Origin of the sequence: Vibrio ichthyoenteri ATCC 700023, from assembly GCF_000222605.1 — a bacterium.
In the GTDB taxonomy this organism is placed as follows: Bacteria; Pseudomonadota; Gammaproteobacteria; order Enterobacterales; family Vibrionaceae; genus Vibrio; species Vibrio ichthyoenteri.
Window position 1 is genome coordinate 35,329 of sequence record NZ_AFWF01000188.1, and the last position, 11,553, is coordinate 46,881.

10 protein-coding genes and 1 pseudogene are annotated in these 11,553 nt (G+C 44.8%); 10 read left to right on the plus strand and 1 reads right to left on the minus strand.

The annotated features are described in order from the left end of the window. Positions 1 to 173: 173 nt before the first annotated feature. From RH85_RS13260 to RH85_RS13290, 7 genes are all read left to right on the plus strand, one after another. Positions 174 to 1,436 (plus strand): imelysin family protein, encoded by a 1,263-nt coding sequence (locus RH85_RS13260; RefSeq protein WP_006713057.1) that lies wholly within the window; start codon positions 174 to 176, stop codon positions 1,434 to 1,436. Between the two features lie 121 nt (positions 1,437 to 1,557). After that, a complete protein-coding gene (locus RH85_RS13265; RefSeq protein ID WP_006713058.1) occupies positions 1,558 to 2,949 on the plus strand; it encodes a di-heme oxidoreductase family protein in 1,392 nt (463 codons plus the stop codon). Between the two features lie 34 nt (positions 2,950 to 2,983). Then, a complete protein-coding gene (locus RH85_RS13270) occupies positions 2,984 to 3,997 on the plus strand; it encodes an imelysin family protein (protein ID WP_039949039.1) in 1,014 nt (337 codons plus the stop codon). Continuing rightward, positions 3,987 to 5,072: a DUF1513 domain-containing protein gene (locus RH85_RS13275; RefSeq protein ID WP_006713062.1), complete on the plus strand. Its 1,086-nt coding sequence runs from the start codon at positions 3,987 to 3,989 to the stop codon at positions 5,070 to 5,072. The genes RH85_RS13270 and RH85_RS13275 overlap by 11 nt, the downstream gene beginning before the upstream one ends. Positions 5,073 to 5,184: 112 nt before the next feature. Next, on the plus strand, positions 5,185 to 6,723 hold the full coding sequence (locus RH85_RS13280) for a L,D-transpeptidase family protein (RefSeq protein ID WP_006713063.1): 1,539 nt from the start codon (positions 5,185 to 5,187) through the stop codon (positions 6,721 to 6,723). Between the two features lie 210 nt (positions 6,724 to 6,933). Beyond that, complete coding sequence (gene mepK, locus RH85_RS13285) at positions 6,934 to 7,476, plus strand: peptidoglycan L,D-endopeptidase MepK (RefSeq protein WP_039949034.1); 543 nt, start codon at positions 6,934 to 6,936, stop codon at positions 7,474 to 7,476. Between the two features lie 85 nt (positions 7,477 to 7,561). Then, complete coding sequence (locus RH85_RS13290) at positions 7,562 to 8,218, plus strand: MBL fold metallo-hydrolase (RefSeq protein ID WP_006713065.1); 657 nt, start codon at positions 7,562 to 7,564, stop codon at positions 8,216 to 8,218. A 185-nt stretch (positions 8,219 to 8,403) separates the two neighbouring features. On the opposite strand, the gene RH85_RS13295 is transcribed toward RH85_RS13290, so the two are convergent. Further along, positions 8,404 to 9,069 carry a DUF2982 domain-containing protein gene (locus RH85_RS13295; RefSeq protein WP_006713066.1) on the minus strand — a complete coding sequence of 222 codons (666 nt, stop codon included), beginning with the start codon at positions 9,067 to 9,069 and terminating at the stop codon, positions 8,404 to 8,406. Between the two features lie 255 nt (positions 9,070 to 9,324). Between RH85_RS13295 and RH85_RS13300 the strand changes: the two genes are divergently transcribed. From RH85_RS13300 to RH85_RS22380, 3 genes and pseudogenes are all read left to right on the plus strand, one after another. Continuing rightward, on the plus strand, positions 9,325 to 9,711 hold the full coding sequence (locus RH85_RS13300; RefSeq protein ID WP_006713067.1) for a hypothetical protein: 387 nt from the start codon (positions 9,325 to 9,327) through the stop codon (positions 9,709 to 9,711). 374 nt (positions 9,712 to 10,085) lie between these two features. Then, a complete protein-coding gene (locus RH85_RS13305) occupies positions 10,086 to 11,207 on the plus strand; it encodes a TRAP transporter substrate-binding protein (protein ID WP_006713068.1) in 1,122 nt (373 codons plus the stop codon). A gap of 172 nt (positions 11,208 to 11,379) precedes the next feature. Next, positions 11,380 to 11,553, plus strand: a pseudogene (locus RH85_RS22380) (TRAP transporter small permease subunit); the annotation flags it as partial.

Genomic DNA, 11,553 nt, shown 5'->3' on the forward strand with positions numbered 1-11,553 from the left:
TACTTGTTAAGTCCGCACAAAAAACCTCATCTTTATGAGTTTTTTTTGTTTATACCTTGCAAAAAAAATGTAACTTTGTATTATTCGCAATCTAAGTGTTAATGATAATAATTAGCACTACGGATTATAAATAGATAAGTAAGGTAACTTCCAGCTCAACAAGGACTTTAAACATGAAGGTAAAATCAGCTTTAGCGCGTTCAATTGCCGCTTCTCTTATACTCGCTAGTGGCTCAGTACTCGCTGCCGATGTAACAAAGCAGCAAGTTGTCGAGCATTACGCCGACATTGCTCATGCGGTATTTTCCGACGCACTGACTACCGCAAAAACGCTCGATGATTCAATCGAAGCATTTCTTGAAACCCCTTCAGAAAAAACACTCTCAGAAGTTAAGCAAGCTTGGCTCGACTCACGCGTACCATACCAACAGTCTGAAGTATTCCGTTTTGGTAACGCAGTGGTTGATGATTGGGAAGGGCAATTGAATGCATGGCCTCTTGATGAAGGTTTAATCGATTATGTTGCTGCAGATTATCAATATGAGTTGGGTAATGAAGGAGCAATAGCGAATATCGTTGCTAACCAAGAATTGACCATTGGTGCGAATAAACTTGATGTATCAAAGATCACCCCTAAGTTGATTGCCGATCTCAACGAAGTTGGCGGCTCAGAAGCGAATGTTGCTTCTGGCTACCATGCCATCGAATTCTTACTTTGGGGACAAGATCTTAATGGCACGAATGCGGGGGCTGGTGAGCGTGCATACACCGATTTTGTTGTCGGTAAAGAGTGTACCAATAACAATTGTGATCGCCGTGGCGATTACCTTCGCGCTGCTGCCGATTTGCTAGTACAAGATCTTGAGTGGATGGAACAGCAGTGGTCTGCTGATCAAAAAGGTAACTATCGTGAAGAGTTGCTCAACGAATCGGCTGAGAATGGTTTGCGTAAAATGCTCTTCGGTATGGGGTCTCTGTCTTTAGGTGAACTTGCTGGCGAGCGAATGAAAGTGGCGTTAGAAGCGAACTCGACCGAAGATGAGCATGATTGCTTCTCAGACAATACCCACAATTCTCATTACTACAATGAGCAAGGCATTTATAACGTTTATACCGGCAGCTACCAGAAAGTAGATGGCGGTAAAGTTGAAGGGCCAAGTATCCATAATTTGGTGGCGCAGAAAGATCAGAAAGCTGCGGATGCGATCCAAAAGCAGTTTGATGCTACTCGTTTACAAGTGGGCGAGTTGGTGACATCAGCAGAAAAAGACAACCAACATTTTGACCAGCTCATAGCGGCAGGTAACACCAAAGGCAATGCTCTAGTGAATGAAACGATTCTTTCCCTTGTCGCGCAAACCGCGTCAATTGAGCGTGCGGCAAATGTTATCGGTATTACTAGTCTAAATCCGGATACAGCTGATCACGAATTCTAAACGTGTAATGAGCTGACTTAAGCTGTAGCAAGGGCTCTGTAATTTTGAGCCCTTGATTTTAAATCTATCCGTGCAAAACAATATAATTTTAAAAGGCGCGGTTGTTGTAGGATGCACTGGAATGATGTTGTATTTAAAATCCTCTCTAGCATGGTTGCTAATCTTTTCCTCCTTTTCCGTTGTGGCTAGCGATATAAAATCGGGCGGCAACACTTCTGTAAAAAAAGAGGGTGCAAATGCATTCTCCTTACCTGCCGCTAACTTACCCATGTCCAAGCGACTTGATTTTAGTGTCGGTAATAGTTTTTTCCGCAATCCTTGGGTACAAGCCCCTGCGTCAACGGATGCCCGTGATGGGTTAGGGCCGCTGTTCAATACCAACGGTTGTCAAAACTGCCACGTCAAAGATGGCCGTGGCCATCCTCCAGAAGAGAATGATCTGCATGCGGTCTCGATGCTTGTACGCTTAAGTATTCCAGCAATGACCGATGCACAGAAAAAAGCGTACATCAAAGATGGTGTGATCCCTGAACCGACTTATGGCGGTCAGCTACAAGATTTTGCCCTGCAGGATCAAACTCCTGAAGGGACGATTAAAATCAGTTACAGCGATGTTCCGGTCACCTTTGCTGACGGAACAACGGTCCTGTTACGTAAGCCAAAGGTACAAATTACCGATTTAGGTTATGGCCCAATGCATCCTGATACCATGCTATCCGCCCGTGTTGCGCCACCCATGATCGGCTTGGGCCTTTTAGAGAGTATTCCTGAGGCTACGTTACAAGCGTGGAGCGATGAAGATGATCACGATAAAGATGGTATTTCGGGCAAGGTAAACCGTGTTTGGGATGTGCAAAAACAAGATTTTGCGATTGGTCGTTTTGGCTGGAAAGCTGGTCAACCCACCTTAATGCAGCAAAATGCCGCTGCATTCAACGGTGATGTAGGTTTGACCAGTCGATTATTCCCGAATGAAAATTGCACCAGTGCTCAGACTCTTTGTGATGAGCTGCCAAATGGCGGTGAACATGAGGTCAGTGACAATATTTTAGACTTTGTGGAATTCTACACTCAGCATCTTGCAGTGCCGATACGCCGTAACGTTGAAGATCCACAAGTGAAACAGGGTCAAACTCTGTTTAATCAACTTGGCTGTCAGAGTTGTCATAAAACCAATATTCAAACGGCACAACGTGAGGGGCTACCCGCGTTGTCTAACCAAACCATTCATCCTTATAGTGACATGTTATTGCACGATATGGGCGAGGGATTAGCCGATAATCGGCCTGAATATCTCGCTAATGGCCGAGAGTGGCGTACCACTCCACTATGGGGATTAGGCTATACCGAAGAGGTGAATGGTCATACTTATTTACTCCATGATGGCCGAGCGCGAAATGTGATGGAAGCGGTGCTTTGGCATGGTGGTGAGGCGCAAGCGAGTCAGCAACAAGTGCTCAAACTCAATGCCAATGAACGCGCAGCATTAGTTGCTTTCCTCAATTCATTATAACGGTGCCAAGCATGAATCAGGTTATAAAAAAACCATGTTAACAATAGTGGCGGCGGGATCGTTATTGGGCTGCCAAGCTCAGTTAGAGCCTTCCTATCACGCCGATACGTCGTCACATGTGAGTGCCGCTGTTTATCAGGTGGAATTTGTTTCGGCGACTCAATTTCATCAACAAGCACGAGCGCTTAATCAAATGATGAACCAGTATTGCCAAACTGGACAGAGTTCGGAGACGCTGAAACTACAATGGCAGCAAACGATGCAAGCATGGATGGCATTGCAAGGCCAAGAACGCGGTCCGCAAGCGGCACTGGCGCAAAGTTGGAATGTTCAATTCTGGCCAGATAAAAAAAATACCACTGGGCGTAAGATGGGGGTGTTGACTCAACAAGATACATCTTGGAGCGCGGCAGATATTGCGCGTCAAAGTGTCACGGTTCAAGGTCTTGGGGCAATTGAGTGGCTGCTTTACGATCAAGGATCGGATTTTGCCAATGAGTCAAGCCATTGTCAGGTGGGGGTAGCGATCAGTGATAACTTGGCCAACAACGCGGAAGCCATTTTACAAGCATGGCAACTAAATCCATGGCTGGAACTGGATCAGCAAGCTTGGAATGCAGAGTATATCGCCTTACTGTCAAATCAGCTCGATTACAGTATGAAAAAACTGAGCCGCCCGATGGCAAAAGTCGGCCAACCACGCGCTTATTTCGCTGAATCATGGCGATCGCAAACATCCATGGTCAATCTAAAGCACAATGTAATGGCGCTACAAGCGCTCTATCTTGCCAACGGTGATGGTTTAGATCATCTGTTACGTCAACGCGGTAGATCGTCACTTGCTGATCGTATTGTGCATCAGTTTGATATGACGCTTGAAACTTGGCCTGAAGAGAAGAGCTTATTTGAGTTGCTACAGAGCAAAGCCGGTTATCAATTAGTGACCGCTCAATTTAACAAGTTAGAGCATCTAAACTATTTGATTCATGAAGAAGTCGCGATTGAACTTGGCATAGTGATAGGATTTAACGCAACCGATGGTGACTGATCAAACAAGAAGAACACTGCTTAAAGCGGCATTATTTGGGGTTACGGCACCCATCCTACCTTTTGGTTGCAGTGCGGTATCGTCAGTCCGTAAAGGTTCTCCAGCCTTGATCGGTTGTGCTTTGTCGGGGCGTGGGCATTTTGATGTGGTGGTGGCCGATCAGCAAGGATTACCGATTAGAACATTGCCTTTGCCTTCACGTGGTCATGGTGTTGCGGTGAATTCTGTCCTCAATCACGGCGTGGCGTTTGCTCGTCGTCCAGGTGATTACTTTATGGTATTTGACTATCAAAGTGGAGAGATGATCCAATTGCGTTCAGCAGACAGACAACGCCATTACTATGGTCATGGCGTTTATTCTCCGGACGGGCAATGGTTATATACAACCGAAGGTGAGCGAGATTCTAGCCGTGGCATTATTGGAGTTTATGACGTCGCTGCCGGTTATCAAAAGTGCGATGAATTTAGTGGTTTTGGTATCGGCCCACATGAAGTGATCATGATGCCCGATGGCAAGTTAGCGATTGGGGTTGGTGGTGTTCATACCCAAGGTCGAGTGCCGATCAATCTTGATCGCATGCAACCCAGTCTTAGCTACTTATCACCACAAGGGCAGTTGATTGACCAAGTTGCTTTACCTAATAAAAGACTGAGTATTCGTCATCTGGCTCATGATGGCGATAACACGGTCTTGTGTGGGCAGCAATATCGTGGTCAAGCAGAGGATACCCCAGCATTACTGGCGATGCATAGTCCGGGGCGTGATCTGATATCGCTCAAAGCAGAGCCAGAACAATGGGCTCGTTTTGACCACTATATTGCCAGTATTGCCGCAAGCGAAGATTGGATTCTCGCCACTTCTCCTCGAGGTAATTGTTTTGGCATCTGGTCTAAACAGAGTTTGGAGTTGGTGGAACTCTCTCCGTTACCGGACGCTTCTGGCGTGGTTGTTTTTGACGATGCGTTTTGTGTTAGCTCTGGAGCGGGGACGGTCGTTACGCAAACGCACCCCCACGATCAAAACTCGATTCATTCGACAATTCAATGGGATAACCATTGGTCGGCTATCATGTAAATAGTTAATAAATCATTAAGTTATTGATGTATTTTCTCAAAAACAAGTCGGCTGAAAAGAGAAAACTCTGCCATACTTATTACACTATGTAGTGTAATAAGTGTGTTAATTAATGTTAAAACTCAACGTGGCTCTACTAACGCTGATATTGATGCCCATGCCTTCATGGGCATTATCATATTTTGAAGACATTGGTTGGGTTAGCGCTCAAAGCCAAGCGGCATCGCAGTTGCAATATCCGTCTTTGGTTGAAGATATCTACCGCAATAATGGTGAGCAGCTAATCTGGTTTGATTTACAGCAAAGTAGCCAGTTGGAGTTTCAACTTGAAGTGATTCATCAAGCTAATGTCAGCCCGTTTTTGTCGCGACAGTTAAAGCAGTTGCGTTTTTATCGCAACAGTAACCGTTGGTTTGAATACGATATTTTAGCTACGGATGCGATGATTACTTACATGAGTTATGCTGAGCAGGCAAAGCACATGGGTAAAGAATGGTATTTTGACACTAAGCTTACCCAGCCACTTCCCGCCCCAACGTTACCAGCGCTTGATGCCCTGTATGCTTCGATAGAATCGCAGCAACTGGGTGAGTTGATTGAGACTTATACTCCTGACAGCGATAACTATCACACGCTGATCCAAGCCTATTTGCACCTTGCTAATTCTCACGATGAAGAACTGCCGAAGTATTATCAAGATACTAAATTGAAGCGTGTTGGCGATCTGTTAGAAAGTAGAGCGGTGCTGCTGGATCGTTTGGAAGTGGTGGACATTGACTTAAGTGCCGTCGATTTTAATATCGGCTATTACGATGGCCGACTTGAGCGTGCTATTAAACAGTTTCAATCGATGCATGGTTTAAAACCGGATGGGGTCATTGGGCCGAAAACAGCGCAATGGTTAAATACGGCGAATCAAACTCGCTTAGAGATGCTGGCGGTGAATGCGGAACGTGAGCGTATGTGGCCTCAGCAGCGCAATACAATTATAGTCGTCAACGTGCCAAGTTTTGAAATGGAATACTGGTATGGGGGTGAATCGATGTTCCAATCTCGTGTTGTGGTTGGTCGAGAGGCTCGCAAAACGCCAGTGATGTCGACCAATTTGGATTCGGTAATCTTGAATCCAACGTGGAATGTGCCGTGGAAAATCATGGTGGAGGATATTATTCCTCATATGCAAGCTGATCCCAATTATCTTAGCGAGAAGAACATCGATATTATTGCAAATTGGACGTCAGATCAGGTTATTGATCCGTTAGAGATTGATTGGCCAACCTTGAATCCTAAAGCTTTTCCATACCGTATGCGTCAAATGTCAGGTAATTATAACGCATTGGGTTTGTACAAATTTAACACGCCGAATAAGCGCGCTATCTTTTTACATGACACGCCAAGCAAGCATTTATTCAACGAGGAAAGCCGAGCATTTAGTTCAGGTTGTATCCGCGTAAAACATGCGGATGCCTTTGCCACCTTATTGTTAGAGAATCAAGGTGTCGATTTAGAGAAGTTGGTGGTATCACCTGATGAAGCCAACAAAGCCATTCCATTACGCAAACGCATTCCCGTGCATATTATCTACCAAACCGCTTGGGCGGAAGGTGGGGTGGTGCAATATCGGGATGACATTTACCGCTTTGATCGCTAGATGCGGCAATGCAGCGGCAAAGCGTGATCTTTACGAAAAATTTGCATTTCGCTTTTAAAAATAAAATTACCAATTAGTTCAATAATTAACCTGCGCTAGAAATAAATTGTCACATTTCTAGCACGCTTTATGCATTTGCACTTCACATAAGAGTTAGGTAGTGTCGCCTTCGACACGATAGTAGTAACGGCATTGTGAAGGGTTTTTAAAGTGCAAGTATCACGTAGACATTTTTTTAAGTTGGCAGGAAGTGGATTGGTTGTTGCGAGTTGCGCCCCGAGCGTTGCGCTAGCATCTTATCCTGATCTTTCGCGCTCATTGGCGATGAGTAACGTTCATACCGGCGAAGCTCTTGAAACGCGTTATTTCGATGGCCGCCAGTACATTCCCAAAGAATTGAGTCGAATTGACCAGATTTGTCGTGATTTCAGACGTAATGAAACACACAAGATGGATAAGGATTTGTTCGACCAAATTTCTCTTATTCAAACTGAGTTGGGTGTAGAAGCCGAGGTGCAGATCATCTCTGGATATCGCTCACCGGCAACCAATGAAGCTTTGCGCTCGAGCTCGAGTGGTGTGGCGAAAAAAAGTTACCACATGCTGGGCCAAGCGATCGATTTTCGCCTTGATGGTGTATCACTAAAGAAAGTTCGTGATATTGCCAGAGAGATGAAAGTGGGTGGTGTTGGTTACTATCCTAGCAGTAATTTTGTGCATATCGATACGGGGCCAGCCCGCTACTGGTCTTAAGCTTCGACACGATAGTGAACTCACTTGAGCTTAATTGGCTATCGTGTCATAGTTCGGCCAGTTTCGAAATTTAGAAGGTTTAGCTATGTCTCTGAAGTATCAGGTTGTTCCAGTCACCTCGTTCTCTCAAAACTGTTCTATCGTTTGGTGCGATGAAACAATGAAGGGCATTGTGATCGACCCCGGTGGTGATGAAAAACAACTAGCGATGCTGATCAAAGAGTTAGGGGTGAATGTGGAAAGTCTTGTACTGACACATGGTCACCTTGATCACGTAGGCGGTACCGAGGCTTTAGCCAGACTGTTAGGTGACAAGCGTGTTGTCGGTCCACATAAAGACGATAACTTTTGGTTGCAAGGCCTAGAAGGTCAAAGCCAGATGTTTGGTTTTCCTCTAACTGAAGCCTTTGAACCTGATCAATGGCTGAATGATGGCGATGTGATTACGTTTGGTAACCAAACTATGGACGTGATTCACACTCCAGGCCATACGCCTGGCCATGTTGTGCTATTCAGTAAGGAAGCGCAGCTCGCATTTGTTGGCGACGTGTTGTTTAATGGCGCAATTGGTCGTACCGATTTCCCTAAGGGAGATTTCAATACGCTGATCAACTCAATCAAGACTAAATTGTGGCCACTAGGTAATGAAGTACGCTTCGTCCCAGGTCATGGTCCTGAATCAACGTTTGGTCGTGAAAGAGCAACCAACCCATTTGTTGCTGATGAGATGCCGCTTTATTAATCTCATTGCTCTAATGCTGTCTTAGCTGCCACTGTGTGAATAAAGAGTGGGTATAAAATCAGGTCGCTTACCGCGGCCTTTTTTGTGCCTGGCGTTTCACCTTTGCTTTGGTGTTTCAGCTTCGCTTTGGTGTGTTCCTTTATGCCAATCGTGTTAGTTGCAGTAGAGAAGGGTTGATATGAAGGCTAATCGGTTTTTGATGCAGCGAGATAGCGTCTCAGTAAACCAACAAACTCTTCCGCTGGCCGGTCTAAATCGCTGGTGGAAATAAAAACATCATAACCAAAGAACTCTCGTTGATAGTGCATACGGTTGGCGAGCATTGCTTGTAGGCCAAGATATTTGACACCATCGGAAGAGGTATAGGGCTTGGGGTCTAATACGATGTCTTCAAATTGCGTCGTTGCCTGCTGTTGTTGTAAGCCCACATAAAGCAAAGGGCGTTGGCTCAGTAGTATTTGCGTGGTAATTCGGGGACAAATGCTATCGAGGTAAGGTGAATAGTGCTTTAGCTTAATTCCGATCCAAGGCAGTGGTTGATACCAGCCTTGGTGTTGGCATTGGCAAATACCAATCTTACTGATGTTTTGCCATTGCAGTACCCATCCGCCTTTGTGAAGGTGTTGCTGCATGTGAGTCGCAGTAAGTGTATAGGCAACAATGCTGGTCTTGATCACCCATCGTGCGGCATAAAACAAAGCAATCATCAGCAGTACGCCAAGGATAAGTTGTTGCCAATGATTAGCAAACCAGATGAGTCCAGCAAGAGAGACACAGACGAATATTCCCTTCCAGAGCTTGGCATGTGCCAATAAGGCTGCAGGACGATTTGAAAGATGGCGCGTTTGCATATCGAATTTCGTTTGCATATCGAACCTAGAGTACCTATCAAAATAATCAGGTTGGTTTGGATATCTGTTTATATATTCAGTAGTCGTAAATCACAAATATCGAAGATTGCCTAAATTGTAGACTTATACGAACCGTTCGCTTATTTTTGTCGCAGAAACACCGAGATACCCTGTCATTAATAGCAAATTTTTGGTATAAAACGCGCTTCAAATTTTCACCACTGCTCCGTATGCAGTGAAATGGAGAAACACTCGATGAGACTTGCTCATAAGCGCAAAGTGCAACAGAAACTGCAAAAGCACATCAGAGCGACAGTTGCAAATATCCCAGCAACTAAGAAAGCTAAGCCTGTAGTTGAGAAGAAAGTCGCTGTAGCACCAGCAGCGGAGAAAGTAGTTGCACAAGTTCAAGTTGTAGCAAAACAAGTTGACGTTGCACTTACTCCTAAGCAACAACAAGTTCTAGATATCGTTGCAAGCAACGCTGACGGTATCAACCCTAAAGGCATCGGCCTTGCCGCTGGTCAAGAAGAAGCTAAAGCAGCATCTTGGGCAACTGGCGCGCTTAAAAAACTTCTAGATGAAAACCTAGTCGTTAAAGAACAATTAGCGGGCAACAAAGTTATCTATAAAGCTCTTTAAATAGCTCGTAAAGATTGCGTAAAAGGCCTCGACCATGTCGAGGCCTTTTTTGTTGTAACGATAAAATAATACACAATAGAAACGGCTGTATCACAAAATCCAAAATATCTTGCAAATTTTCGTCGCGTTACTACGTATGTATAAATCGAAACTTTCTCTTTTTTCTCTCTCTAAACTTACCTAATTAACAGGATGTTAGCTTTCAGTAATCGGATGTATTACGTAGATATACGTAGTTGAATTTACTTTAGCTCTCATTGGACTGTTAATTTCTCCGTGTTCTCGCCGATTTTTTACTGTGGTTTGATCATTCATGCTGTTATTGAAACAGGAAGTGTCACATTCAGACGCACCATGAAACAAAGGACCTGATAATGAGAGCATTACATTCATTTTTTGATGGAAAGTTGAAATTAGGCATCGCAACTCTGGCCGCATCTGTTGCGCTAGTCGGCTGTGGTGAAGAAAAACAAGCAGACACCGCTCAACAAGCCGAGCCTGAAAAAGTCTATAAGTTGAAGTTGGCAGAAACATGGGGGCCAAATTTCCCAATTTTTGGTGATGCAACGAAAAATATGGCAAAGATGGCTGAGGAAATGTCTAACGGTCGTCTGGTGATCACGATTGATTCATCGAATAAACACAAAGCACCTTTAGGTGTATTTGATATGGTGAAATCAGGTCAATACGATCTGGGCCACTCAGCGTCTTACTACTGGAAAGGGAAAGTGCCTAACACGCTTTACTTTACTTCTATGCCATTTGGCATGCTACCAACCGAGCAATATGCATGGTTTTACTACGGTGGCGGCATGGAGTTGATGGAAGAGGTGTATTCAGCTCACAATCTACTTTCTTTCCCGGGCGGTAATACTGATACGCAGATGGGTGGATGGTTCCAAAAAGAGATCAACTCAGTCGATGACCTGCAAGGGCTGAAAATGCGTATTCCGGGTTTCGCTGGCGAAATTTTAGCGGAGATCGGTGCTAAGCCAACCAATATTGCCCCAGGCGAACTGTATACATCTTTAGAGCGTCGTACGATTGACGCATTGGAGTGGGTAGGACCGTCACTTGATTTGCGTATGGGCTTCCACAAAATCGCACCCTATTACTACACAGGCTGGCATGAGCCGGGTACCGAACTGCAATTCCTAGTTAATCAGCGTACATGGGATAGTTTGCCTGCAGATCTGCAATCCATTCTACAAACGGCAATGAAGACAGCAGCGTATGATATGTACACGCAGTCTAAACATGAAAGTGGCAAGAACTGGGCGTCGATTCAATCTGAGTACCCAAATGTTCAAGTAAAAGATTTCCCAGTTGAGGTAATCGCGGCACTCCGTGAAGCAAATGATCGTCTGTTAAGTGCTCATGCTGAGAAAGATGACCTAGCGAAGAAAATTCAAGCGTCGCAAGCAGCCTATATTGAGCAAGTTCGTCCATGGTCGAATATCTCTCACCGTGCCTACTTGAATAGCCAAGCACAATAATTAAGCGCAGCCGTAAGCTCGGATAGGATTATCCGAGTGTGTTACAACAATAGCGCACTAGAAAATAACAGTGACAATGTCACTGGAAGCCCAAGTCCCCCTTAAATATTACAACGATAAGCTCCGCCAGTTTTGCTGAGCGGAGCACCTTTAAAGTTCCACGGAGTTAGGAATGAGAAGACTTATTTATATCGAGCGGCTATTCAATCGTTTTGGTGATCTGCTTGGCTGGTTATCCAGCATTTTGTTTATCCTATTGCTGGCTAACGTCGTTTATGACGTCGTTATGCGCTATGCCTTCAATGATGTGTCGATTGCGTTTCAAGAAATGGAATGGCACTTAGAA